The organism is Paenibacillus rhizovicinus (genome assembly GCF_010365285.1).
In the GTDB taxonomy this organism is placed as follows: Bacteria; Bacillota; Bacilli; order Paenibacillales; family Paenibacillaceae; genus Paenibacillus_Z; species Paenibacillus_Z rhizovicinus.
The window spans coordinates 5,855,244-5,881,193 of the sequence record NZ_CP048286.1; the positions used below are offsets into that span (position 1 = coordinate 5,855,244).

Consider the following 25,950-nt stretch of genomic DNA (forward strand, 5'->3'; position numbering starts at 1 on the left):
CGGCTAAATAAATGCACGGTGAAATACGAATACTTTTGCTGACGATTACGTCCCGAGACCGTTGACAGACAACATTCGATCTCGTATAGTCGAAATGGACTATATGATGTCACTATCGTTTCGAAGGAGAGAAGAGCGATGGCCACACGCAAAGTATCCAATATGCTGGCACTCGCGGTCTTATCGCTGCTCAATGAGAAACCGATGCATCCGTACGAGATGTCTGCCACGATGAAGCAGCGCGGCATTCCCGACGTCATCAAGCTGAACAACGGTTCGCTGTACTCCGTCGTGGAGGCGCTGCTGAGGCAGGGGTGGATCATTCCGCTGGAAACGCAGCGGGAGGGGAGGCATCCGGAACGGACGATCTATGCGCCGACGGAAGCGGGCAGGCTGGGATTTCACGACTGGATCCGGGAATTGATTTACGAGCCGGTCAAGGAATATCCGCATTTTCCGGCTGCCATGTCCTTCATCGGACATATTCCTCCGCTGGAAACGGTCGAGCTGATCGAACGCCGCATCGGGTTCATCAGGAAGTCGGTCGCCGAACGGCGGGCGGGCATCGAATTTTCCAGGACGCACGGGCTTTCGCGGATCTTCCTTATGGAGGCAGAGTTTATCGTCCACCAAATGGAAGCCGAGCTGAGCTGGCTGCTGGCATTCAGGGAAGACATCAAGAACGGCAGTCTTACGGAGCAATCGGACGGGGACATGATTTGGCATATGACCGTGCCTTCCGACGAGGAACTGCAACTGCAATCGAAAAAGAATCTGGAGGGAACTACGAACCATGAGCGCACAACGTAATAATGTCGGCATTGTTGTCGCCGGTCTGCTGCTTGGCATTCTGATGGCATCCATGGATAACACGATCGTGGCGACCGCGATGGGCACCATCGTCGGCGAGCTCGGCGGGTTGGACAAATTCGTATGGGTCACGTCGGCCTATATGGTCGCCGAAATGGCGGGAATGCCGATTTTCGGCAAGCTGTCCGATATGTACGGACGCAAGAAATTTTTTATCTTCGGTATCTTGATGTTCATGCTGGGTTCCATTCTGTGCGGGACGGCAACGTCCATCGTGCAATTGAGCATTTACCGTGCCGTTCAAGGCATCGGGGGCGGCGCGCTAGTACCGATCGCCTTCACGATCATGTTCGACGCCGTTCCTGCGGAAAGCCGCGGCAAGCTTGGCGGATTGTTCGGCGCCGTATTCGGCTTGTCGAGTATTTTCGGGCCGCTGCTTGGCGCGTACATTACCGAATACATTCATTGGGAATGGATTTTCTACATCAACCTGCCGCTCGGCCTGATCGCATTCGTCATGATTGCTTTCTTCTATAAAGAATCGGTGCAGCACAGCAAGCAGAAGATCGACTGGGGCGGCGCGGTCGCGCTTGTCGGCGCAGTCGTCTGCCTCATGTTCGCGCTTGAGCTTGGCGGCAAGAACTACGCTTGGGATTCCGGCGTTATTCTGAGCTTGTTCGGCGGATTCGCGGTACTGGTCATCGCATTCATCTTGATCGAACGCGTCGTCAATGAACCGATTATCAAGTTCAGCATGTTCAAGGACCGGCTGTATTGGTCGAGCAACGCGATCGCGATGTTCAGCGGCGCGGCATTCGTAACGGCTTCGGTCTATATCCCGATTTACATTCAAGGCGTGTTCGGCGGCAAATCGACGGACTCCGGCCTCGTGCTGCTGCCGATGATGGTCGGTTCAGTAGTGACGGCAACCATGGGCGGCGCGCTCATGATGAAGACGACGTTCCGCTCGCTGATGATCCCGACGCTGGCCTTGCTGACGGTCGGCAACATTTTGCTTACGACGCTCGGCGTGGAGTCGCACCGCTATACGGTCGTCATCTTCATGATCCTGGTCGGACTCGGCATCGGGGCTTCGTTCTCCGTGCTCAGCAATGCCGCGATCTTCTCGTTCCCCCCGAATGAGCGGGGCACGGCAAGCGCAACGCTGAACTTCCTTCGTTCGCTCGGCATGACGATCGGCATTACGGTCTTCGGCATCATTCAAAGCCACACGATGATGAACCAGTTCGCCTCGTTGTTCAGCGCGGACGAGAAGAGCCAACTGCCGAAGGAAGTCAATTTGAGCGATCCGCGCGCGATTCTGGCGCCTGAATTGCGGAAGCATATTCCGCAGGAAATTCTCGATAAGATTACGTCGGGCCTCTCGTACTCCATCACCCATACCTTTGCCTGGGCGATCATTCCTTCCGCGCTGGCGCTGTTCTTCGCCTTCTTCATGGGCCGCCGAAAACTGAGTGAAATGGAGCATGCCGACTACACGCCTTCTTCACATTAAGGCGACGAGTTAACATTTTAATAAAGAGATTAAAAAACCATTTAAAAAAAACCATTTTTAATAAACATTTTAATAAGTCCGGTGACTTGAGACTTTTGTGCTCGGTAACCCGGGCTTTTTTTTGTGCTTGCAGCAGGCGGGTTAACCCAATTTCAACCTACTTTCAACCCACTTTCAAAAGCGTTTCACAACCCCCTAAATCCCCCTTGCCTAAGGGGGACCCCAAGGACTCCGTCCCTGGACCCGGATTTTGCGTGCCTGCAACTGGGCCGTCTTCGAAGCTGCTTTGGTGGAGGGCTCGTTTTCGTCCGCTGGCGCGGATACACTTTCAGGTGGCGTTCTTTCGTTACTTGTTGCCTGAAGTTAGTTCTTCAACCCAATATCAAAGGCGTTCATAACCTCTAAACCCACCTTCTAAAACGTTTCACAACCCTCTGAACCCACTTTCATAGGCGTTTCACAACCCTCTGAACCTACTTTCAAAGGCATTCACAACCTCAAAACCCACGTTCAAAAGCGTTTCACAACTCCCTAAATCCCCCTTCTCTCAAGGGGGCCCCCAAGGACTCCGTCCCTGGACCCGGATTTTGCATGCCTGCTACTGGGCCGTCTTCGAAGCTGCTTTGGTGGAGGGCTCGTTTTCGTCCGCTGGCGCGGACACACTTTCAGGTGGCGTCCTTTCGTTACTTGTTGCCTGAAGTTAGTTTTTACAAATCTTCTTTCGAAAGAGTTTTACAATCTTTCTTCAACCTACTTTCAAAGGCGTTCACAACCTCAAAACCCACGTTCAAAAGCGTTTCACAACTCCCTAAATCCCCCTTCTCTCAAGGGGGACCCCAAGGACTCCGTCCCTGGACCCGGAATTTTGCATGCCTGCAACTGGGCCGTCTTCGAAGCTGCTTTGGTGGAGGATTCGTTTTCGTCCGTTGTCACGGACACACTTTCAGGTGGCGTTCTAGACTACGTCCTGCCTGATAGGGGCTGGGGCTACGTCTCTGAGGTGAGCTAACGAATCGAGGAAGCCTTATATAGCCGTATCAGAGGCAAAAAGTATCGTAACGAATCTCAGCATCCTTATTCTGCCGATTTACCTCGGGAATGAGTCGTTTTCTTCAAAATAAGGCGTATAGGATTCCTTAGCCTGTGTAAGATGTGCATTTTAACTGTTTAAGGTTTGTACGATTCGTTGGCCCCCTCCTCGGCCCCCGCCTCGGCCCCGGCCACCGGCCCCGGCCCCGGCCGCCGCCCCCAGCCTCGGCCACCGGCCCCAGCCCCAGCCCCGGCCCCAGCCCCGGCCCCAGCCTCGGCCCCCGCCTCGGCCCCAGCCCCGGCCCCGGCCCCAGCCCCGGCCCCCGGCCCCGCCCCGGCCCGGCGGCCCCGCCCCGGCCCGGCGGCCCCGCCGCAGCCACGGACCCCCGGGACTCTGTCCCGGTATAAGGCGCATCATATGCGTCAATTCGACTAGATTCATAGTTCTCTCAACAATTCTCGCTATAGTTCTAGATGCTGGATCTGCTACTGCGTCTATTGCAGAATTCACAGTGCCGGCAAGGGTTTGCCGGACGTTGCACTAATTCTTCCATGGAGAATATTAACAATTTCTCCACAATAGATTAACGGCCACTTAACAATACCCCGGGTAGGATTAACGACCCCTTAACAATATATGCCTATAATCGGTCTTGTACATAACGACGAAGGAAACCAAACCATTTCAGAAGGGTGATCACAGTCAAATGTCCATGAAAAAAACGCTTATGATTTCCGCATTGGCAGTCGCGCTTAGCACGTCTGCAATTGGTGTTGCTTCTGCTGCAACCCAACAGCAAACATCCGCTTCGGTTCCGTTTAACGTAATGGTGAACGATTCGAACATCCAGGTTCGTTCGGTCCAAGCAAATGGCACGACTCTGTTGTCGCTTCGCGATCTCGGATCCGCAACTGGCGCTCTGTTCGTTGTCAACGTGAAATCCGGCGTAACGGCTTACATTCAAGGTCATTCCATCGAATTGCATGCTGGTTCGACGGCTGCGCTGGTAGACGGCGAGCAAGTCGATCTGCAGCAAGCGGTCGAGAGTGTGAACGGCTCTTACTATATCGCGATCGACGATTTCCTGAACGCGTTCGGTCTTGATGGCGCTGTTGACGATGCAGGCCAAGTATGGATCGACGCGATCGAGAAAATCCACGCCGACAACATCAGCTGGATCAATTCTAGCCAATTGCTTGCTTCCTCGCTGACCGGCGAAGGCCGCACGGATTACATCGTAGACGCAGCATCCGGCAAATTCACGAAAGTACTGAGCTCCGACTCCGCGTCCGAACTGACGGTTTCGCCAGACGGCAAGAAAGCCGCTTACACGGATGAAGACGGCGTGGTTTACGTCATCGACCTGACGAGCAAAAACTTCAGCAGCCAAACGGTTTCCACGGACATTTCCATCAAGCCTGAGCTTGTATGGTCGGCCGACAGCAGCGCGATTTACTTCCTGCAAACCGACAAAGGCACGGTTATCCAGAAGCTGACGATCGCTGACGGCAAACTGACGCAAGTCATGAACGATAAAGTCGACTACAAATCCAGCCTGAACGTTTCCGCAGACGGCACGAAATTCTTCTATGTCGTTTCGAAACCGGGCACGGTAACGGCAGATGCCAACAAGCCGGTTGACGTGGACGACGTGGCAATCGACAACACGGGTACGGAACCGCAAGTATACCTGTTCGACTCGTCCGTGAAAGATGCGGCTGCAGGAACGAAATTGACGTCGACGACGGACGACAAAGTATTCGTAGGCGCATTGGCAGACGGCAGCAAAGCTTACTACGTCAGCGTAGTAGACGGCCAGCCTTCGTCCCTTGTTGCAGTAGCGGCAGACAAAACCGTTACAAAGCTGATCGGAGACAAAGACGTCCTGCAAGCAACGCTTGCCGGCAACAAAATCTACGCCCTGACCGATGCAGGCGAGCAAACGGCACTGTACGAAGTGGATACGGTTTCCGGCGCTGTGAAGCTGATCGGGAATCTTGCCGGCAACGTCAGCGAAGTGGTAGCCGCTCCTGGCACGCCAGCGGCAGTCGTTATCGACGATGCGACATTCGTTATCCAAGGCAGCACGCTTGTAAAAGTAACGAACTAATTCATACCGTCCACATGATCAAGCGTTTCCGAAAATCATACGTTTCGACAAACCGAGAGGAGATCAACAATCAATGAAAAGCAAATGGGTTAGAAATGTAGGTCTTGCAGTAATGGCGATTTCCCTGTCGTTCGGCAGCGTATCCGCTGTCAGCGCATCCAGCAAACTTAGCGGCCGCATCGTGGTCAACGGCTCTTCGGCACTGCTTCCGCTGACGCTGCAAGCTGCCAATGAATTCAAGAAGCTGAACCCGAAAGTTAAAATTTCCGCATCCGCCGCAGGTTCCGTAACAGGTCCTCAAGCCGTTCGCAAAGGCATTGCCGACATCGGCGCTTGCGACTGGGATGCTTCCACGGCAGTACCGGGCTTCAGCGCTTTCACGGGCCAAGTGGCCAACAAAGTGGCAGTTGAGCCTTTCGCGGCCGTTGCAAACAGCAGCTCCGGCGTAAGCGACCTGTCGACGAGCCAGCTGCAAGGCATTTTCTCCGGTAAAATCACGAACTGGAAAGACGTTGGCGGTAAAGACCAAGACATCGTCGTCGTAAACCGCGCATTCGGTTCCGGCACGCGCGTTAACTTCCAATTGAAGGCGCTTATGGGTACGGACTTCATGACGAAAGGCTCCAACTACAAAGAAGTAAAATCGAGCGGCGACATGAAAACGGCGATCGAAACTACGCCGGGCGCGATCGGTTATATCGACCTTGTCTACGTATCGGGCAGCAAAATGCAAGCCGTTAAAATCAACCATATCGCTCCAACGGCAGCAAACGTCATCAACGGTTCGTACAAAGTATGGTCGTACGGCTACTACATGACAAAAGGCAAACCGACGGGCGCCGTTAAAGCATTCATCGACTACATCCAAAGCACGAAGTTCCAAGAAGGTTCCCTGAAAAAGCTTAAATTCATCCCGCTGTCCGCGATGAAATAATAAGGCTGCAAGACCCCGTCCTTTACATGTAAGTAATAAAGGAACAAGTGGAGCCAGCTTCTGCATCTAAAGCGAGAAGCTGGCTTCGCTGTATGATACGAGAGGAGAAGAGATGGTTATGAGTATGATGGAAGTGCCGTCTTCCGGCACCGTTTACTCAGGCGAAGAGCTTGGTCGGAGCCTGGAAGGATCGTCCGGCAAGGTATTCAGCCGCAAGGCGCGGCTCTCGTTCTACAACCGCACGTTCAAGATCGTATGTATCGCAAGCGCGGTGTTCGTTTGTTTGATTCTCTTTTCGATTTTGTTCATGATGGGCCGGACCGGCATATTGACGTTTGAAACCGTATCTTTCAAGACCTTTTTCTTCTCGACGGATTGGGTACCCGAGAACGATCAGTTTGGCGCGTTTATCTTTATTTTCGGCACGCTGGCTTTGACGCTGCTGACCATGATTATCTCCGTTCCATTATCTGTGATCATTGCAATATTCCTATCGGAAATGACGCCCTCTTGGCTGAAAAACGCGCTGCGTCCCATTCTTGATCTGCTCGTCGGCATTCCTTCGGTTGTTTACGGTTTCCTGGGAATGACGGTGCTGATTCCGATGCTGCGGTCAGTTACGGGAACCAACATGGGCGATGGCATATTAGCTGCTGCAATCGTGCTGACGATCATGGTGCTGCCGACGATCAGCCGGATTACGGACGATTCGATCGTCGCCGTACCGAAGAAATTCCGCGATGCTTCCTACGCGCTCGGATCTACCCGGTTCCAAACGATTGTCCGCGTCGTCATTCCTGCGGCGAAGAGCGGTATCATGTACGCCGTTATTCTGGGCATGGCCCGCGCGATCGGCGAAACGATGGCGGTAGTCATGGTCATCGGGAACACGCCGCAGCTCGCGAACGCGCTGTTCAAACCGACGTCGGTACTGACAAGTAACATCGTCATGCAAATCTCGAATGTCGAATTCGATTCCACTTGGAACTATGCGCTGTATATGATGGGCTTCCTTCTGCTTATCATCTCGCTCATTATGATCGTTGCTGTTCGGTTGATTCAAGGCAGAGGAGTGAAACAATGAGCGAAGTCAAAACTTCGGCAAGCAATCATCCTTTTGCCGCACGCAAAAGCATCAATCAGTTCAATAATAAAATGTTTACGGGCGTCGTATGGCTCGTCGGCATTTGCACCATTATTTTCATCATCTCGCTGCTGTTTCTCATTCTTCAGAAGGGAATGCCGGAATTAAGCTGGAGCTTCCTCTACGGCGAACCTAGCGAGATCGAAGAAGGCGGAGGAATCGGCCCGCTGCTGTTCAACTCGTTCTACGTACTCATCATGTCGCTTATCATTTCCATCCCGCTTGGCATGGCGGCAGGGATTTACTTGGCCGAGTTCGCGCCTGCGAATAAATTCATCGCGTTCATTCGGATTTGCGTCGAAGGATTGGCTTCCGTACCCTCCATTATTTTCGGCTTATTCGGGATCGTCCTATTCGTGCAATCGCTCGACTTGGGGCTGACGATTCTGGGAGCGGCGGTAAGCTTGGCATTCCTGAATCTCCCCGTGCTCACCCGCGTGACCGAGGAAGCGATGCGCGCCGTTCCGCAGGAAATGAAACATGCTTCCTTCGCGCTCGGAAGCACGCATCTTCAAACCATCCGACGGGTGCTCGTCCCGGTCGCCCTGAACGGGATCGTAACCGGCATCTGCTTGGTCGCAGGCCGCGCTTTCGGCGAGAGTGCCGTCATTATCCTGACTGGCGGGGTTACGTCATCCGGCGTGATGTGGGACTTCAATCCGCTCTCCCCGGGCGCTACGCTTGCCGTGCATCTCTGGTACGTACAGTCCGAAGCGATTGTGCCTGATGCGAAGTTAATCGCGGAGAAGTCCGCAGCCGTACTCGTCTTCATCGTCTTGGCCATCAATATCGTCTTCCGCGTGCCGCTTTGGATCAATGCTCGCAAAATGCGCTAACTTCGATCCATTCGATAGAATAAACGAGTCGGAATCCGACTAAATACCCGAATTTTTAACACTCTCCTAACATTTTGCGACATGATTGATAATGCTCAAGTCCTATAGTGGAGCTATATAGCTTGTAAAGGAGTGCAGGGCATGAGCGCAGCTGTGGTGGAATGGAAAGAAGTCGGTGCTGTTTCCGGTGAGGCGGCGAATCCGGTCAATCAGGCAAGTTCAGTCAATCAGGCAGGCATTGCACGCGGTTTGGACGACCAAGACTTGATAGCGGCATTCATACGCGAAGCGCCGAGCGTCGCGGCAGCGAGAACTTGTTCGGAAGTGATTGCGCAGTTCGCGGCATCGCCGGATCATGAATGCGTAGTCGTATGCGACGCGGACGACAAACCGCTGGGGCTCGTCATGAAGATTCGGCTCACGATCATCCAAACGCACCGGTTCGGGAGAGAGATCTATTACAGACGTTCCATAACGAAATTAATGGACGCGCACCCGCTGACCGTCGATCGCGGCGTGTCTCCGCAGGAGCTGCTCGATCGCGCACTTGGCCGCGAGGATCGCACGCTCTACGACTGCGTCATCGTAACGATGGATGAGCGTCTCATCGGCATTCTGACGATGTCGGATCTGCTTAAGATGTCCCGTCTGCTGCAGCAGCAAACGGTTCAGTCGCAAGTAACGATGATCCAAGGCGCGCAGGCGATGATTTCGGATATCGACCGTTCCGTTCACCAAACGTACGAGGCGTCGGTCAAAGGCGAGGTCATGTCCGCAACGATGCTGGATCTGACGTTGAAGGGCAAGAACGAGCTGGATAAAGTGTCCGCCGCCATCCAAAGCGTATCGCAGCGTACGAACCTCCAGGAGCAGCAAATCGGCCAGCTCCATGAACGGGCAGGCTCGATCGGGGCGGTGTCGAAGCTGATCCGCGAGCTTGCGGATCAATGCAATCTGCTCGCGGTGAACGCGACCATCGAAGCGGCGCGCGCGGGCGAACATGGCAGAGGCTTTGCCGTCGTTGCCAATGAAGTCAGACAGCTGGCTACGCAGACGAAGTCGTCGGCGGACGATATCAACCGGCTGATCGGCTCCATTCTTGACGCGGTCAAGGAAACGGTCCATTTGGTCGGGCTCGGCCGTTCCGAAGCCGATGCAAGCCAGGCTTACGTCTCCGTGGCGGCCGACGTGTTTCAACAACTCTTCCACGCCGCTGCCGACAACAGCAGCAGCGCATCCAATATCGGAAAGCTTTCGCAGCAGGCGTACGAACAAGCGCAGCAAGTAACGCAGAGCATCCAGACGCTTGTGAACGATATGCAGGCCAAAAGCTAATTTTAATATTCCGTTTACAAAACAAACATATTCGACTGACAATTCAAAGCTACTATAACCTTTGTAGGTCATAGAAACGGCTGCAGCCGTCATAGAACGGCACGGCGAGATGGACGTTCGTCCACTGATATGGAGGAGAACAGTATGCAATCGATTGCTTCCCGGACTTTAATCGATATTCAACAATTGAACTTATATTATGGATCCTTTCACGCCTTGAAGAACGTTAAGATGGATATTCCGGAGAAAGCGATCACGGCTTTCATCGGTCCTTCCGGCTGCGGGAAGTCTACGCTGCTTCGGACCCTGAACCGCATGAACGACATGATTCCGAACACCCGGATCGAAGGCAAGATCCTGATCGGCGGCGCGGACATCTATTCCAAGGAAGTCGACGTGGAAACATTGCGGAAGAAGGTCGGCATGGTGTTCCAACAGCCGAACCCGTTCCCGAAATCCATCTATGACAACGTCGCTTACGGACCGCGCCTGCACGGCATACGCAGCAAACAGAAGCTCGATGAAATCGTCGAGACCAGTCTTCGCTCAGCCGTATTGTGGGACGAAGTGAAGGATTACTTGAAACGTTCCGCGCTCAGCCTCTCGGGCGGACAACAGCAGCGCCTGTGCATTGCGCGCGCGATTGCGGTCAATCCCGACGTGCTGCTGATGGACGAAGCAACATCCGCGCTGGATCCGATTTCGACGCTTAAGATCGAAGAGCTCGCGCAAGAATTGAAGGATAAATATACGATCGTCATGGTTACGCATAACATGCACCAAGCAGCGCGCGTATCCAACCAAACCGTCTTCTTCCTGAACGGGGAAGTCGTCGAATTCTCCGATACCGAGAAGCTATTCTCCAACCCGCGCGATCAGCGGACGGAAGATTATATTAGCGGACGTTTCGGCTAACATTGAACATAACTAGGGAGGAAGAACCGGTCAGATGATGACGAAACGGAAAGAATTCGATCACGGCTTGGAAGAATTGAACGGACTGATCGTGGAGATGGGGCGCCATGTCGAGACGGCGATCGCCCAGGCGATGACAGCGCTCGAAACCATCGATGCGGACGAGGCAAGACGCATCGTCAAGGAAGATAAAGAGCTGAACAAGATCGAGGAGAAGATCTCGGAGCTCGGGGCGACGCTAATTGCGACGCAGCAGCCGGTGGCCAAGGATTTGCGCCGCATTCTTGTCGCGTTCAAGATCGCGAGCGATCTGGAGCGGATGGGCGATCTAGCGGTCGACGTTGCTAAAGTCGTTATCCGCCTGGAAGGCCAAACGCTGATCAAGCCGCTCATTGATCTGCCTCGCATGTCGCAAATCGTACAGATGATGACGTACGAATCCATCCAATCGTTCGTGCAGGAGAACGTCAATATGGCCTATAAAATGGCGAAGGACGACGATCTTGTCGACGCGCTGTATGCTCAGATCACGCGCGAGCTGTTCTCGATCATGATGGAGAACCCGAAGACGATTTCTCAAGCGAACCTGCTCAGCTTCGTCGGCCGCTATATCGAACGTTTCGCCGATCATGCCACCAATATTGGGGAATCCGTCGTTTATCTCGTGACGGGCGTCAGACCGGATTTAAACTCGTAACGCTTTCCTGCCAACGATACCCAAAGAGCCGTTTATCGAAGCCAGAACATCGCTTCCATAAACGGCTCTTTCTTATTCCTTCGAACCCGCGTCATTCCTGGTCAAGAGGGAAACGATACGCTGCATGAAGGCGGGGTTCCAGTAGTCGTTACGCCAAGCGGCCCCGAGTGTCAGCGATACCGCTTGTCCCGGCAATGGGATTAGAGTCAGCTGATCGTTCGCGCGCGCGGCGGCGGATGCGGGAAGAACGGCAAGCATGCCGCCATCCGCTGCGGCCGAGATCGCCAGGTCGACGCGGTCGGCGGACCATTCGCAGGGGAGCGTTACCTTCTCGTGAAGCTCCCAGCCTTGCAGCGCTTCCTGTACCGCAGCGTCCGCAAGCTCAACGAATGGAAAGCGCGCAAGCTTATAAGGAGGCGGAGGTGCTTGACCCGCAAGCGGATGATTCTTGTTCATGAAGAGGAGAAGCCGCTCCTCGGACAAGGCCGCATATTGCAGCTGCGGATGCGTTCCGCGAGAACTGAAGCTCCCGCTGACGAACAGATCGATCGCTCCGCTTTGAAGCTGCTCAAGAAGTTCATCATGACGGCCGGTCAGCAATTGGATGCGAATCGGACTGGGCTCCTCTGCCTGCGCCCGCCAATCTAGGCCGAACAGCAAGGAAGAAGCGGCATCCGTGCAGCCGACGATGAATCCATGCTTGCCATGTTCGCGGTAGGCTTGGAATCTCGATTGCGCTTCTTTATAGAGACGGTCGATTTCGCCGGCATAGCGAAGCAGCATGCGTCCCTGATCCGTTAACAAGACTTTGCCCGTCTTGATTTCGAAGAGCGAACAGCCCCATTCTTCTTCGAGTTTCTTCATATGAAAGCTGACGGTCGGCTGTTTCACCCCGAGTTCATCGGCGACTGCAGTCACCTTCTTCAGTTCATCGATCAGCACTAAGATTTGCAATCTTAATATACTCATGATTTGTTACGCTCCTAAACAGCCGATTTATATAATTAATTTATAATAGATCAATAATTTATTCAAACTTTCTATACACTTTTAGCATTGCGTTAACACTTCGAAAATACCAAATTAATAACCGCCCCTTACAATAAGTCTTGTAAAACAAATAACCGCGAAGACAGCGGAAGGAGAAAAGAAATCAAATGAAAAAAGCATTATTCATTGTAGTAGCACTTATGTTGACGATCGGTCTCGCTGCGTGCGGCTCTAACAAAGAGAATAACGGCGGCAATGCAAATAGCGGTACGGCAAACACAGGCAATGCAAACGCAGGCGGCGAAGCATTGAGCGGATCCATCCTGGCAGCAGGCTCCACGGCGCTTCAACCGCTGGTCGACCAAGTATCGAAGAAATTCATGGAAGACTCCAAATATAGCGGCATTACGGTTCAAGTACAAGGCGGCGGCAGCGGTACTGGCCTGACGCAAGTACAAGCAGGCCAAGCGGGCATCGGCAACTCCGATATCTTCGCTGAAGAGAAATTCACGGACGCTGACGCTGACAAAGCGAAAGAACTGGTTGACCATCAAGTAGCAGTCGTGGCAATGGCTGCAGTCGTAAACAAAAGCGTAACCGTCGATAACCTGACGAAACAACAACTGGTTGATATCTTCACGGGTAAAGTAACGAACTGGAAAGAAGTTGGCGGTGAAGACGAGAAAATCACGCTGATCAACCGTCCAAGCAGCTCCGGTACGCGTAAAACGTTCGAGAAATTCGCGCTTGGCACGGCTTCCCAAGATATCGCGGGTTCGATCCAAGAAGATGCATCCGGCACAGTTAAGAAATACGTAACGGATACGCCTGGAGCAATTGGTTACCTGGCTCTGTCCTACCTCGACGATACGGTTAAAACAGTGAAATACGAAGGCGTTGAACCGAAAGAAGAAAACATCGTGTCCGGCGCGTATCCAGTATGGGCTTACGAGCACATGTACACGAAAGGCGAGCCTGACGCAGTAACGAAAGCATTCCTCGACTACATGCTGAGCGACGATGTACAAAACAGCGACGTAACGGAACTTGGTTACATCCCTGTAGGTAAAATGCAAGTAAAACGCGATGCAGCAGGCGCGATCACGAAATAAGTTTCATAACGAAGCAAGTAGGATTCAATAGCGATCCAGTCGACAGAGGTGGAGTATTCCGCCTCTTCTTGACTGTCGCCCGACCATGTTAGTACTGAAGGAGAGATGGAACAAATGGAGCAGCCCGCTGCGCATGATCAGTCCCGCATACAACCTAGAACAAATCATAAATTAGTTAAGCCGCATATTATGGAAGAATGGGTAGGGAAAGTGTTTACGACATTGTGCATTATCGTGCTTGTCGTCACAATCGCCGCCATTGTCTATTTTGTATCTTCCCACGGTTTGGCTACGTTTATTACGGACGGCGTTAGCCTCGGCGGGCTGCTCAGCGGACTCAAATGGGATCCGGAAGGCGAAATTCCGTTGTACGGCGCATTGCCTTTCATCTTCGGCTCTTTCAGTACGTCCTTGCTCGCGGCAATCATTGCTGCGCCGCTCGGCTGCTGCGCCGCGGTCTTCATGACGCAAATCATGCCGGGTCTCGGCAAGCGCGTGCTGCAGCCGGTAATCGAGCTGCTTGCAGGCATCCCGTCCGTCGTCTTCGGTTTTGTCGGCTTGAGCATCGTCGTGCCGTTCCTGCGCTCCGTCTTCCCTGGACAAGGGATCGGGATCGCGGCCGGAGCCATCGTGCTTTCGTTCATGATTTTGCCGACGATTACGACCATTGCGACCGATGCGCTGTCCAACTTGCAGCGCGGTTTGAAAGAAGGCTCGTTCGCGCTCGGCGCAACTCGCTGGCAGACGATTTACCGTCTCGTCATTCCGACTACGCTGCCTTCCTTGTTGACGGGCGTCGTGCTCGGCATGTCCCGCGCGTTCGGCGAAGCGCTCGCCGTGCAAATGGTTATCGGCAATGCGCCGCACATTCCGCATTCCTTGTTCGAATCCGCTTCGACTTTAACCAGCGTCATTACGCTGGACATGGGCAACACGGTCACGGGCTCCACGCATAATAACGCACTATGGTCGCTGGCGCTGATTCTGCTTGCGATGACATTCGTCTTCGTCTTTATCGTCAGATTTCTGGAAAGGAGGAATAACCGATGAGCGCCAAAACCGCAGATCGTATCGCAACAGCCGTCATAATAGCCGTATCCGCACTTATTGTACTTCTGCTGGCGGGCTTGCTCGGTTATATCCTCTTCCGCGGCTTGCCGCATATTAGTTTTCACTTCTTGACTTCCGGTCCGCAAACGATCAAAGCCGGAGGCGGCATTGGGCCGCAGCTGTTCAACTCCTTGTTCTTGCTGGTATTGACATTGATTATTACGATCCCGCTCGGCCTTGGCGCCGGCATCTACATGAGCGAATACGCGAAGCCGGGCAAGCTGACGGATTCCATTCGCCTTATTGTCGAAGTATTGTCTTCATTCCCATCCATCGTAGTCGGTTTGTTCGGTTTGCTCGTAATCGTCAATGTATTCGGCCTCGGCTTCTCGCTATTCTCCGGCGCCCTGGCGTTGACGGTATTCAATCTGCCCCTGATGGTGCGGATTACCGAGCAGGCGCTGAAAGGCGTTCCGCGCGAACAGAAGGAAGCAAGCCTTGCGCTTGGCCTCTCGCGCTGGAAAACGATCACTTCCGTCATGCTGCCGATCGCAATGCCGGCTATCGTGACGGGCACCATTCTCGCTTCCGGCCGCGTATTCGGCGAAGCGGCGGCGCTGCTGTTCACCGCGGGCATGAGCTCGCCAAGACTTGATTTTACGAACTGGAATCCGCTTAGTCCGTTCTCGCCATTGAATCCATTCCGTCCAGCCGAGACGCTGGCGGTTCATATTTGGAAGATCAACAGCGAAGGCTTGGCGCCTGACGCCTCGCAAATCGCAGCCGGCGCATCGGCCGTGCTCATTATTATGGTGCTGATCTTCAACTTCTCGGCAAGATGGTTCGGCAGATTTTTACACCGCAGATTTACGGCGACCAAATAGGGGAGAGTGAACAAGCATGCAAGCAACTGGACTATCAGCCCAAAACCTGAGTGTTTTCTATGGCGAAAAGGAAGCGATCAAGAGCGTGTCGCTTGAATTCGCGCCCCGTGAGGTGACCGCGTTAATCGGACCGTCCGGCTGCGGGAAATCGACTTTCCTGCGCAGTCTGAACCGGATGAACGATACGATCGGCGGCGTACGCACAAAAGGGGAAATATGGATCGACGGCGAAAACATTAATGACCCCAGCGTCGATGTCGTCCTGCTTCGGCAGAAGATCGGCATGGTGTGGCAGCGTCCGAATCCTTTCCATAAATCCATCTACGAGAATATTGCGTTCGGTCCGCGCTACCACGGCATTCGCAAGAAGAAGCAGCTGGATGAAATCGTTGAAGAATGCCTGCGGAAGTCCGCGTTGTGGGAAGAGACGAAAGACCGTCTGCACTCCTCGGCGCTGGCGCTCTCCGGCGGTCAGCAGCAGCGGCTTTGCATCGCGCGTTCCATCGCGGTTAAACCGAAAGTCATTCTCATGGATGAACCGGCCTCGGCGCTCGATCCCGTCTCGACGGCTAAAGTCGAAGAGCTGGTTGCGGAACTCAAGAAGGACTTCAGCATCATCATCGTTACGCATAACATGCATCAGGCGGCACGCGTATCGGACAAAACGGCTTTCTTCTACATGGGCAAAGTCGTGGAATACGATCAGACCGACAAAATCTTTACCAATCCTTCCGAGAAAGCGACGGACGACTACATTTCCGGCCGATTCGGATAACCTGACAGGAGGCGCCGCGAATGATCAGAAGGAAAGAGCTCGACGACGGCTTGGATCAATTGAAAGAGAAGCTGGTCGAGATGGGTACGCGCGTGGAGAAAGTATTGGGCGATGCCATGCGCGCTTTGGAACAACTGGACACGATCTCGGCAAGACGGATCATCGCGGACGATTTCAGGTTGAATCAAATCGAGGAAAGCATCGATTTCATCGGAGCCCGGATCATCGCGACGCAGCAGCCGGTAGCGAAGGATCTTCGGCGCATTCTCGTAGCGTTCAAGATGGCCAACGATCTGGAGCGGATGGGCGATCTGGCGGTTGATATCGCCAAGGTCGTCGTGCGCCTGGATGGCCAAACGCTCGTGAAGCCATTGGTCGATCTGCCGCAGATGGCAGAGATTTCGCAGCAAATGATTCGCGAGTCCATCCAGTCTTACGTGCAGGAGAACGTGCAATTGGCGTACAAGATGGCGCAGGACGACGATCAAGTCGACGCGCTGTTCGGACAAGTCATCCGCGACCTGTACGGCGTCATGATGGAGAATCCGCGGACAATCACGCAGGCAGGTCTGATCACTTTCGTCGGCCGGTACATCGAACGGATCGCCGACCACGCAACGAACATCGGAGAGAGCGTCGTCTATCTCGTGACGGGCAAGCGTCCGGACTTGAATGCATAACGTTAGGAGAGAGCCGGGTGCCCAATAGCGCTTGGTTTTTTTTTGCGAAGGGGATGCAATTTTTTACATCATTTTAACAAGAGTACAATGTTCTCTTCACAATCGCCCCCTACAATAGCCCTATACGCTAGTCAAAACGACTTAAGCCTAAGAGGGATTCCTGTGGACGAAATTGGTTATGGACTATTGGACCGTACAATGATAAATCGATTGACAGAGCAATGGCATTATGGCGGCATCGGCGTCATTATCGTGCATGTGCAAGGTCATCCTTCGGCTTCCGTGCACGAGGTCATGCTGGATTGGATGAAGGATCAGCGGCGGGTCGCATGGCGGTACAGGATGGAGAACGATTTCTATTATTTCCTGCAGCGGGGCAAGTCGGAGGAGCAGCTGGAGAAGCTGACTAAACGCGCGGTAGAAGGATTACGTGAACGGCTGAGGCGCGTGTACGTGAAGGAGGAAGCGGTCAAGCAGCGGAGCGAGCGGCGAGCCGTCACTGAATTTGCGATCGGATTTGCGCTTGCTTTTCCGTCCGGCATCGGTCGTTCGGCCGAAGCAACCGTCTATAATGCCATCAAAGAAGCATTGTCGGCCGTGATGCGGTATCGGTTTCGACAAGAGCATGCATTCGCGGCGCACGAACAAACGGCTGCGACGGATGAGGGCCTGTTAGGCGGACCGCCGCTCCATGAGATGCAGAACCCGGGTTCGGATGCCTTGAGCGATCATCGATTGCCCCCGCAAGCGGATCGGATCCAGCATGGCAGGCAGTCGCCTTTTCCGATCGGGGCGTTGGCGAAGTCGATTCCGACCTTCTATCCGGACGCGATCGTATCCGACCTCGCGCGGATGTTCGAGTCGAATCAGCATGTGCAAGGGGCGGTCATCGCAAGCGAGGGGCGGCCGCTCGGACTGGTCATGAAGGAAAACATGAATCAGCTGCTTGCCGGGCAATTCGGACTCCCGCTCTATTGGAACCGCCCCATCGCCAAAATCATGGACGAAGAGGCGCTGGTGGTCGATGCGAGCTGGCCGGTGGAGCAGGTCGCCCAGATGGCGATGGCGCGGGATATTTCCCGGCTGTACCATGTCGTTATCATTACGCGCGACGAGAAGCTGATCGGGGCGGCTTCCATACGCTCGATTCTGGAATGCCTCACCCAGCTGCGGACGGAAGAAGCGCGGACGGCTAACCCGCTCACCGGCCTGCCCGGCAATGCGGTCATACAGCGAGAGCTGCAGCGGCGTATCGACGCCGGGCGGCCGTTCGCGATCGTGTATGCCGATCTGGATTATTTTAAATGGTTCAACGATTGTTTCGGGTTCAGTCAAGGGGATGAGTTAATCCGTTATCTGGCCGCGGTTCTGCAGCATGCGCAGGGACTCGCGGGCAGCAAGGACGATTTTGTCGGCCATATCGGCGGCGACGATTTCATCCTTCTATCGGATGTTGAGGATGCAGCGAAGCTTTGCCGGCTAATGATTGCCCGCTTTGATGGCGGCGTTCAAGCCTACTACGGCGGCGCCGAGCTGCCCGTCGTCACGGACCGGAGCGGCAACCCGGCGGTACAGGAAGGCGTGACCTTATCGTTGTCATTGCTGTTGTGGGATGGCTTGGAGCCGATAACGACCGCGAAGATTTCTCAGGCGGCGGCACGATTGAAGAAGCAGGCCAAATCGATCAGCGGGAGCACCTATGTGTCAGGCAATGTATACGAGAAGCATCTGGGAGAGGGAAAAACGTGAACGTTAGCAGAAACAGCGACAGCATGGGCATCATCTACTTCGCCTGGCATGGCAAAGCACAGGAGAAGGCCGAAATTAAAGGCAGGCTGCGGGCGGATTGGCGGCGATTTGCCGAGAAGGTGCTTGACGAGGACAACGTGAGCGGATTGAACGGGGTATCCCGGCTGTGGATGCGGGACGATCTGTTCGTTTGTTTCGCGCTGCCGCAGGAGCGTCTGGACAGGCAGGAAGAGCGGCTGCTCGAGATCGGGAACGACCTGCAATTGGATTGGGAGCCTCGGTTCATGAATGCCGCTTTCGGCGGACATGTGCCCGAGCTGCGCCTGCATGCCGGCGTTTCTTTTCTTGACGGCGGCATTGCCTCCGAAGAAGAGCGGCTCTATGACGGTATCAAACGCGCCATCGTGCATGGCCAATCCACCGACGCGGCGGAACGGAGCCTGAAGCGGCGGGCACTCGACCATATCTTGGAAGAACGCCTCATTCAACCTGTCTACCAGCCGATTATGGCGATACAGCCCGATATGGAAGCGCTTTTCGGGTATGAGGCCTTGTCCCGGCTGCCCGGCAGCCGCTGGTTCGACGGTCCGCTCGGCCTTTTCAATTTCGCCAACGAAGAAGGGCTGACATACGCGCTCGACCGGCTTGCCCGCGAGAAGGCGATCGAGGGCTGCGCGGGACTTGCGAACGGACGCAAGCTGTTCATCAACATTACGGCCAAAATCATGAACGATCCGACGTTCTCGCCCGGTCAAACGCTTCTCCTGCTGCAAAAGTACGGCCTGTCGCCGCATCATGTCGTGTTCGAAATCACGGAGCGGACCTCCATTGAGGATTTCGATGCGGCGAAGCGGATTCTTCAGCATTATCGCAATCAAGGCTATCAGATCGCTATCGATGACGCTGGCGCGGGCTATTCGTCGCTGCAGTCGATCGTCGAGCTGCAGCCGGACTTTATCAAGATCGACCGCTCCTTGATACGCGGCATTCATCTCGACCGGATGAAGGGACATCTCGTGCAGACGTTCGCGGATCTGGCGGCGAAGATGGACATTAAGCTGATCGCCGAAGGTATAGAGGAAGTGGAGGAACTGAAGTATATACGGGCGCTTGGCGTCCAATATGCGCAAGGCTTCCTGCTCGGCAGGCCCGCGCCGTACATCGTCTAACCGCTTCAAGACATTATGCCATGCTGCGTCCTCCTGAACTGTGCAAGCTTTTCCGATCATTCCGCTTGGCGGCATACGCCGCTTAGGCGGGATTCATTGGGAAAGCTTGTTCGCTTTGTGGTATTATAGGCACTAGGAAACTAAAGGTGAGGTGTGCCTTTTCGATGGATAAATGGGTGTTGATTGATGGAAACAGTATCATCTATAGGGCGTTCTTCGCCATGCCTCCGCTGACGAACTCGGCAGGGCTGCATACGAATGCCGTCTACGGCTTCACGACGATGCTGCTGAAGCTGCTGGAAGAGGAGAAACCGACGCATATGCTCGTCGCGTTCGACGCCGGCAAAGTGACGTTCCGTCACGAAGGTTATGAAGCGTACAAGGGCGGACGGGAGAAGACGCCGTCCGAGCTGTCGGAGCAGTTCCCCGTGCTGAAGGAACTCTTGCAGGCGTTCGGCATTGCGCAGTATGAGCTGTCCGGCTACGAAGCCGACGATATTATCGGCACGCTTAGCCGCCTCGCGGACGAGCAGGGCGTGGAGACGGTCGTCGTTTCCGGCGACAAGGACATGCTCCAGCTGGCATCCGATCACGTCACGATCGCGCTGACGCGTAAAGGCGTGAGCGAGGTCGAACGGTACGATCCGGCTGAGATCAAGGAGAAATACGGCCTGACGCCGCTGCAGATCATCGATCTCAAAGGACTGATGGGCGACACGTCCGATAATATTCCGGGCATTCCGGGCGTCGGCGAGAAGACCGCGCTCAAGCTGCTCCATGAGTACGACTCCGTTGAAGGCGTGCTTGCGAATACGGCCGACCTGAAAGGCAAGATGAAAGAGAAGGTCGAGACGCATCAGGACAGCGCGGTCATGAGCAAGCGGCTTGCAACGATCTTCCGTGAAGTGCCGCTCGAGAAGAGTACCGATGAGCTGGCTTACGGCGGTTATGATGCGCAAACGCTGGCCGATATGTTCCGCAAACTGGAGTTCAAGTCGCTGATCGAACGAATGGCGCTTCCGGAAGCGGGCGGCGGCGCGGATGCAGGCGTCCCGGCTGAAGCTCCGACGTACGAAGTGGTATCCGCCGCTTCGCTCGGCAAGGCGGAGCTGGCGTCGCTGCTGGCTTCGTCAGAGAGCGTCTACATTGAAACGATCGGGGATAATCCTCATCAAGCGAGATTGATCGGGCTCGCGATCGCGAACGGCGAACGGATCGCCGTGCTGACGTACGACGATTTGATGGATCCCGCGCTGTCGGCGCCGGTCCGCAGCTGGCTGGAAGACGAGAAAGCGCCGAAACGCGGCTACGATTTGCACAAAGCGGAGCTTGCGCTGGGCTGGATCGGCATCTCGCTGCGCGGCATCGCGTTCGATGCGCTGCTCGCCGCTTACTTGCTGGATCCAACGGAGTCCAGCCAGACGCTGGCGGCGCTCATTCAGCGCCATCGCCTGTCCGCCATTCAGACGGACGAAGCCGTCTACGGCAAGGGAGCGCGCCTCCAAGTACCCGAAGGCGAAGCGCTGGCCAATCATTTGGCAGCCAAGGCCGATGCGGTGCGCAGGCTGGTGCCGCTGCTGTCGGAGGAGCTGGAGAAAGGCAACATGACGAAGCTGAACGACGAGCTGGAGCAGCCGCTTGCCGTCGTGCTCGCGGGCATGGAGAAGCAGGGCATCCAAGTGAATCCCGCCGTGCTGGAAGACCTCGGCGCCGAGCTGGAGAAGGGCATCACCCGGTACATGAGCGATATCTATACGCATGCGGGGATGGAATTCAACATCGGTTCGCCGAAGCAGCTGGGCGAGGTACTGTTTGAGAAGCTCGGCCTGCCGGTGATCAAGAAGACGAAGACCGGATACTCCACGGACGCCGAGGTGCTGGAGAAGCTGGAGCCTTACTCCGAGATCGTCAAGATGATTCTCCACTACCGGCAGCTGACGAAGCTCCAGTCCACTTACGTGGAAGGGCTGCTCAAGGAGATCCGCCGCGATACGGGCAAGGTTCACACGTACTACAGGCAGACGATCGCGGCTACGGGACGGCTGTCGAGCCAATACCCGAACCTGCAGAACATTCCGATCCGGCTGGAGGAAGGCCGCCGCATCCGTAAGGCGTTCGTGCCGTCGGAGCCGGGCTGGAAGATCCTTGCCGCGGACTATTCGCAGATCGAGCTTCGCGTGCTCGCGCATATTTCCGGCGACGAGAAGATGAAGCAAGCGTTTATCGAAGACGCGGATATTCATACGAAGACCGCCATGGACGTCTTCGGCGTTACGGCCGAGAACGTGGACGCGAACATGCGCCGTCAGGCGAAGGCCGTCAATTTCGGCATCGTGTACGGCATCAGCGACTTCGGGCTGTCGAACAACCTCGGCATTACGCGCAAGGATGCGGCGAAGTTCATCGAGCAGTATTTTGCCGTATTCGAAGGGGTACGGACGTACATGGACACCATCGTGGCGCAGGCTCGGCAGGACGGGTACGTGACGACCTTGCTGGAGCGCCGCCGTTACTTGCCGGAGATCAAGGCATCGAATTTCAATCTTCGCTCGTTCGCGGAACGGACGGCGATGAACACGCCGATCCAAGGCACGGCCGCGGATATCATCAAGCTCGCCATGGTGAAGATGGACGCCGAGCTTCGCGAACGCGGACTGCGCAGCCGCATGCTGCTGCAGGTACACGATGAGCTCGTCTTCGAAGTGCCGGCCGATGAGCTGGAGCTGATGAAGACGCTCGTGCCCGAAGTCATGGAGAGCGCGATCGCGCTCGACGTGCCGCTCCGGGCGGATGTAAGTTACGGCGACAATTGGTACGAAGCGAAATAAGACTTTCCGGCGCTCATGTCGTATAATGGTGGTTGAATCATTGGCATGGGAGGGGAACTATTCGGATGCCGGAATTACCTGAGGTTGAAACGGTTCGGCGTACGCTGAACGAATTAGTTGGAGGAAAACGGATCGAGCGGGTCACCGTCTCGCTGCCGAGAATCATACAGCGTCCCGCGGAGCCCGAGGCTTTCGCGGCAGCGCTTGCCGGGCATACGATTCAATCCGTGGAGAGAAGGGGTAAGTTCCTTCGAATCCTGCTTGACGGCCTCGTGCTCGTCTCGCATTTGCGGATGGAAGGGCGGTACGGCGTTTTTGGGGAGGACGAGCCTGTGGAATTGCACACGCACGTCAGGTTTCACTTCGATGACGGCACGGAGCTGCGCTACAAAGACGTCCGTCAATTCGGCACGATGCATTTGTTCGCGCCAGGCGAGGATTTGGCGCAAGCCCCGCTCAATAAGCTGGGCATCGAGCCGCTGGACGAAGCGTTCACGCTGCAAGCATTCAAGCAAGAAGTCGCGCATCGCTCGACGAAGATCAAGCCGCTGCTGCTGAATCAGGCGTATATCGTCGGCCTCGGCAATATCTACGTAGACGAAGCGTTGTTCACGGCGGGCATCCATCCCGAGCGCGAGGCGTCGACGCTCAAGGCACCCGAGTGGGCGCGGCTGTACGAAGCGATTCGGGCAACGCTCGGAAGGGCGGTCGAAGCCGGCGGCTCGTCCGTGAAGTCATACGTCAACGGCCAAGGCGAGATGGGGATGTTCCAGCATCAGCTGCTCGTATACGGGCGGAGCGACGAGCCATGCACGCGCTGCGGCGAAATGATCGTCAAGACGGTCGTCGGCGGACGGGGCACGCATACTTGCCCCGCTTGCCAGCCGTTTGCGGGGAAGCCCGGCAGAACCAAGGCTGGCAAAGGCAAAGCCAAGCTCCGCGTCAAATAAAGCACGAGACGCGATGAACCGCATATGATGTACCATTCATGTTTTCTAGGCGAATGCACAGAACTTGCATTATCGTCTTCATGGGAGGGACATCAACGTGCTCATTCATGCGTTTTCCTTGCTGCTGCTTGCTTTTGCCGTGAGCTTGGATGGATTCGGAGTCGGCGTTACCTACGGACTAAGGCGTATCCGCATTCCTGTATTGTCGATCGGCATCATCGCTTTCTGCTCGGGGCTCGTCGTTTGGCTGGCGATGCAGATCGGCTCGTTATTGTCGGGCTATATGTCGCCGATGACGGCCAAATGGATCGGTGCAGTCTTGCTGATGATGATCGGCACGTACGCGATCTACCAATGGTGGCAGCGTCGGCGCGCGAACGCCGATTCGCCGGAGGAAGAGCAGCAGCCCGAACCGGCTGCGGCGATCACGGAGCCGGCTGACGACGAACTGCGAGCGACGGCTTCTACGATCATCAACCTGGAGCTGAAACGGCTTGGCATCGTCATCCAAATCCTGCGGAAGCCGCAAATCGCGGACGTGGACCGGTCGGGCGTGATCTCGTCCTCGGAAGCGATACTATTGGGCTTCGCGCTGTCCCTCGACAGCTTCGGCGCGGGGCTCGGTGCGGCGATGGTCGGCTTCAACCCGCTGCTGACGGCGTTAGTCATCAGTACGACGAGCGGATTGTTCCTGCTGGCGGGCATGCGGCTCGGTTTCCGGTTCGCGGCGTGGCAAGGCATGCGCGCGATGGCTGTGCTGCCAGGCATCATGCTGATCGTCATGGGCCTGATACGGCTCATGTAACGTTACGGTTGGTCGGAACGCCGGAATTCTTCACCTATATAATCAAAGACATGGATAAGTAATAACACAGGTTAGACATCCTTGCTTGCGAATTGCGATGCTTACGAGGTGAATGCTTTGAAACTTGGATTAACCGGCGGGATCGCCTGCGGTAAAAGCACGGTATCCGCGATGCTGGTCGCCCGCGGCGCCAAGCTTGTCGATGCCGACCAGGCCGCCCGGGAAGTAGTGCTTCCCGGCGAGCCCGCGTTGGCGGCGATCGTCTCCGCGTTCGGACAAGCCGTCTTGAATGAAGACGGCACGATGAACCGGGCGGAAGTCGGCAAGCTTGTGTTCGATAACCGCGAGCGTTTGACGGTATTGGAATCGATTCTGCATCCCGCCATTCGCAGCCGAATGTGGGCGCAGATTCACGCATACGAAGCGGAAGATCCGAAGCAGTTGATCATAGCGGATATACCGCTGCTGTACGAAACAGGACAAGCCGAGCTGTACGACGCGGTGATGGTCGTCTATGTGCCGAGAAACATTCAGGCGCAGCGCCTGATGGCACGAAACGCACTCGCGCTCGAACAAGCAGAACAGCGAATCGCCTTGCAAATGGACATCGAAGAGAAGCGCAGCCTGGCGGATTTCGTCATCGACAACAGCGGAACGTTGGAAGATACGAAGCAGCAGGTCGACCGGTTCTGGGAAGAGCAGGGTCTGCCATGAGAAGAAACCGGGCGCGCAGGCGAATATTACTCATCTTGGTTATGGCGATGCTTGCGCTGCTGTTTGTCCGCTCGGAATGGATGAGCCGCTGGCTCTACCCCGTGCATTACCGCGAAGCGATTGCCGCAAGCGCGGACAACTACGAGCTGGACGCTCATCTGGTCGCAGCCATCATACGCGTAGAATCGAATTTTAAACCCGAGGCGGTATCGAGCGTCGGCGCGGTCGGCATTATGCAGCTGATGCCGGATACTGCAAGCTGGGCAATCAAGAAGGGCGGATTCAAGGACGTGACGGTAGAGTCGGTTTCGAAGCAGCCTGAAGCCGGAATCGAGGTCGGGGCCTGGTATCTGAACGAATTGAACGAACAGTTCGAGGGGAATATGTATAAAGTGATCGCGGCCTATAACGCCGGTCCGAGAAGGGTAAACGAATGGCTTTCCGACGGAACGTGGGACGGCCAGCTTGAATCGGTTGATCAGGTTCCTTTCGGGGAAACAAGACACTATATACAGCGGGTTATTTATTATTATAATAAGTACATGAAGCTCTACCCCGACATTCGCAAATCGTAAGGAAACGTAAAAGCTTTGACCGGCTGCCGTTATAGGCAACCAGCCAAAGCTTGCGTTTAAACCCTTCGATTAACGACCTGCAAGAGATTGCTCTGCGATTTGTACCAATTTGCGAGTGATGCTGCCCCCGATGGAACCGGCATCTTTGGTTGTGATATTGCCGTAGTATCCATCTTGTGGAAGAGAGATACCAAGCTCTTGGGCAACCTCATATTTCATTTGGTCCAATGCAGCGCTAGCTTGTGGAACAACGAGTTGATTGCTGCTTCCGCTGTTGTTAGCCATTCGTTCGTTCACCTCCTTGCGGTTGGTAACTGTATTATGTGCGTTATTGCCGTTTTC

General features: G+C 55.1%; 23 protein-coding genes. 21 read left to right on the forward strand and 2 right to left on the reverse strand.

Annotated elements, in window-relative coordinates:
* Window positions 1–138 precede the first annotated feature (138 nt).
* From GZH47_RS26075 to phoU (GZH47_RS26115), 9 genes are all read left to right on the forward strand, one after another.
* The gene (locus tag GZH47_RS26075) at window positions 139–810 is read left to right on the forward strand and encodes a PadR family transcriptional regulator (protein ID WP_162643920.1); all 672 of its coding nucleotides are present in this window, start codon (window positions 139–141) and stop codon (window positions 808–810) included.
* Window positions 794–2,326, forward strand: coding sequence for an MDR family MFS transporter (locus GZH47_RS26080; RefSeq protein WP_162643921.1), 1,533 nt, complete (start codon window positions 794–796; stop codon window positions 2,324–2,326). Before GZH47_RS26075 ends, GZH47_RS26080 begins: the two co-directional genes overlap by 17 nt.
* A gap of 1,736 nt (window positions 2,327–4,062) precedes the next feature.
* On the forward strand, window positions 4,063–5,466 hold the full coding sequence (locus GZH47_RS26085) for a stalk domain-containing protein (RefSeq protein WP_162643922.1): 1,404 nt from the start codon (window positions 4,063–4,065) through the stop codon (window positions 5,464–5,466).
* Window positions 5,467–5,539: 73 nt separating this feature from the next.
* Window positions 5,540–6,400: a phosphate ABC transporter substrate-binding protein gene (locus GZH47_RS26090; RefSeq protein ID WP_162643923.1), complete on the forward strand. Its 861-nt coding sequence runs from the start codon at window positions 5,540–5,542 to the stop codon at window positions 6,398–6,400.
* 124 nt (window positions 6,401–6,524) lie between these two features.
* Window positions 6,525–7,484 carry a phosphate ABC transporter permease subunit PstC gene (gene pstC / locus GZH47_RS26095; protein WP_162645441.1) on the forward strand — a complete coding sequence of 320 codons (960 nt, stop codon included), beginning with the start codon at window positions 6,525–6,527 and terminating at the stop codon, window positions 7,482–7,484.
* Entirely contained in the window at window positions 7,481–8,380 is a 900-nt protein-coding gene (gene pstA, locus GZH47_RS26100; protein ID WP_162643924.1) for a phosphate ABC transporter permease PstA, read from the forward strand. The genes pstC (GZH47_RS26095) and pstA (GZH47_RS26100) overlap by 4 nt, the downstream gene beginning before the upstream one ends.
* 141 nt (window positions 8,381–8,521) lie before the next feature.
* A complete protein-coding gene (locus tag GZH47_RS34535) occupies window positions 8,522–9,715 on the forward strand; it encodes a methyl-accepting chemotaxis protein (protein ID WP_162643925.1) in 1,194 nt (397 codons plus the stop codon).
* 144 nt (window positions 9,716–9,859) lie between these two features.
* Window positions 9,860–10,630: a phosphate ABC transporter ATP-binding protein PstB gene (gene pstB, locus GZH47_RS26110; protein ID WP_225446221.1), complete on the forward strand. Its 771-nt coding sequence runs from the start codon at window positions 9,860–9,862 to the stop codon at window positions 10,628–10,630.
* 37 nt (window positions 10,631–10,667) lie between these two features.
* Complete coding sequence (gene phoU, locus GZH47_RS26115) at window positions 10,668–11,327, forward strand: phosphate signaling complex protein PhoU (protein ID WP_162645442.1); 660 nt, start codon at window positions 10,668–10,670, stop codon at window positions 11,325–11,327.
* 72 nt (window positions 11,328–11,399) lie between these two features.
* Here phoU (GZH47_RS26115) and GZH47_RS26120 read toward each other — a convergent pair whose 3' ends face one another.
* Window positions 11,400–12,296, reverse strand: coding sequence for a LysR family transcriptional regulator (locus GZH47_RS26120; RefSeq protein ID WP_162643927.1), 897 nt, complete (start codon window positions 12,294–12,296; stop codon window positions 11,400–11,402).
* A gap of 188 nt (window positions 12,297–12,484) precedes the next feature.
* Here GZH47_RS26120 and GZH47_RS26125 point away from each other — a divergent pair, with 188 nt between their 5' ends.
* From GZH47_RS26125 to GZH47_RS26180, 12 genes are all read left to right on the forward strand, one after another.
* Window positions 12,485–13,429: a phosphate ABC transporter substrate-binding protein PstS family protein gene (locus tag GZH47_RS26125; protein ID WP_162643928.1), complete on the forward strand. Its 945-nt coding sequence runs from the start codon at window positions 12,485–12,487 to the stop codon at window positions 13,427–13,429.
* Between the two features lie 105 nt (window positions 13,430–13,534).
* A complete protein-coding gene (gene pstC / locus GZH47_RS26130; protein WP_162643929.1) occupies window positions 13,535–14,479 on the forward strand; it encodes a phosphate ABC transporter permease subunit PstC in 945 nt (314 codons plus the stop codon).
* Entirely contained in the window at window positions 14,476–15,363 is an 888-nt protein-coding gene (pstA, locus tag GZH47_RS26135; protein WP_162643930.1) for a phosphate ABC transporter permease PstA, read from the forward strand. The genes pstC (GZH47_RS26130) and pstA (GZH47_RS26135) overlap by 4 nt, the downstream gene beginning before the upstream one ends.
* A gap of 16 nt (window positions 15,364–15,379) precedes the next feature.
* On the forward strand, window positions 15,380–16,138 hold the full coding sequence (gene pstB / locus GZH47_RS26140; RefSeq protein WP_162643931.1) for a phosphate ABC transporter ATP-binding protein PstB: 759 nt from the start codon (window positions 15,380–15,382) through the stop codon (window positions 16,136–16,138).
* A 20-nt stretch (window positions 16,139–16,158) separates the two neighbouring features.
* A complete protein-coding gene (gene phoU / locus GZH47_RS26145; RefSeq protein ID WP_162643932.1) occupies window positions 16,159–16,818 on the forward strand; it encodes a phosphate signaling complex protein PhoU in 660 nt (219 codons plus the stop codon).
* A gap of 162 nt (window positions 16,819–16,980) precedes the next feature.
* Window positions 16,981–18,567, forward strand: coding sequence for a GGDEF domain-containing protein (locus GZH47_RS26150; protein ID WP_162643933.1), 1,587 nt, complete (start codon window positions 16,981–16,983; stop codon window positions 18,565–18,567).
* A complete protein-coding gene (locus GZH47_RS26155; protein ID WP_162643934.1) occupies window positions 18,564–19,736 on the forward strand; it encodes an EAL domain-containing protein in 1,173 nt (390 codons plus the stop codon). The genes GZH47_RS26150 and GZH47_RS26155 overlap by 4 nt, the downstream gene beginning before the upstream one ends.
* A 164-nt stretch (window positions 19,737–19,900) precedes the next feature.
* Window positions 19,901–22,564, forward strand: a complete 2,664-nt coding sequence (polA, locus tag GZH47_RS26160; RefSeq protein ID WP_162643935.1) for a DNA polymerase I — start codon at window positions 19,901–19,903, stop codon at window positions 22,562–22,564.
* A gap of 65 nt (window positions 22,565–22,629) precedes the next feature.
* On the forward strand, window positions 22,630–23,514 hold the full coding sequence (mutM, locus tag GZH47_RS26165) for a DNA-formamidopyrimidine glycosylase (protein WP_162643936.1): 885 nt from the start codon (window positions 22,630–22,632) through the stop codon (window positions 23,512–23,514).
* Between the two features lie 97 nt (window positions 23,515–23,611).
* Window positions 23,612–24,319 (forward strand): MntP/YtaF family protein, encoded by a 708-nt coding sequence (locus GZH47_RS26170; RefSeq protein WP_162643937.1) that lies wholly within the window; start codon window positions 23,612–23,614, stop codon window positions 24,317–24,319.
* 117 nt (window positions 24,320–24,436) lie between these two features.
* A complete protein-coding gene (coaE, locus tag GZH47_RS26175; RefSeq protein ID WP_162643938.1) occupies window positions 24,437–25,033 on the forward strand; it encodes a dephospho-CoA kinase in 597 nt (198 codons plus the stop codon).
* Complete coding sequence (locus tag GZH47_RS26180; protein WP_162643939.1) at window positions 25,030–25,608, forward strand: lytic transglycosylase domain-containing protein; 579 nt, start codon at window positions 25,030–25,032, stop codon at window positions 25,606–25,608. Before coaE ends, GZH47_RS26180 begins: the two co-directional genes overlap by 4 nt.
* 69 nt (window positions 25,609–25,677) lie before the next feature.
* On the opposite strand, the gene GZH47_RS26185 is transcribed toward GZH47_RS26180, so the two are convergent.
* Window positions 25,678–25,893 carry an alpha/beta-type small acid-soluble spore protein gene (locus GZH47_RS26185; protein ID WP_162643940.1) on the reverse strand — a complete coding sequence of 72 codons (216 nt, stop codon included), beginning with the start codon at window positions 25,891–25,893 and terminating at the stop codon, window positions 25,678–25,680.
* Window positions 25,894–25,950: the final 57 nt, after the last annotated feature.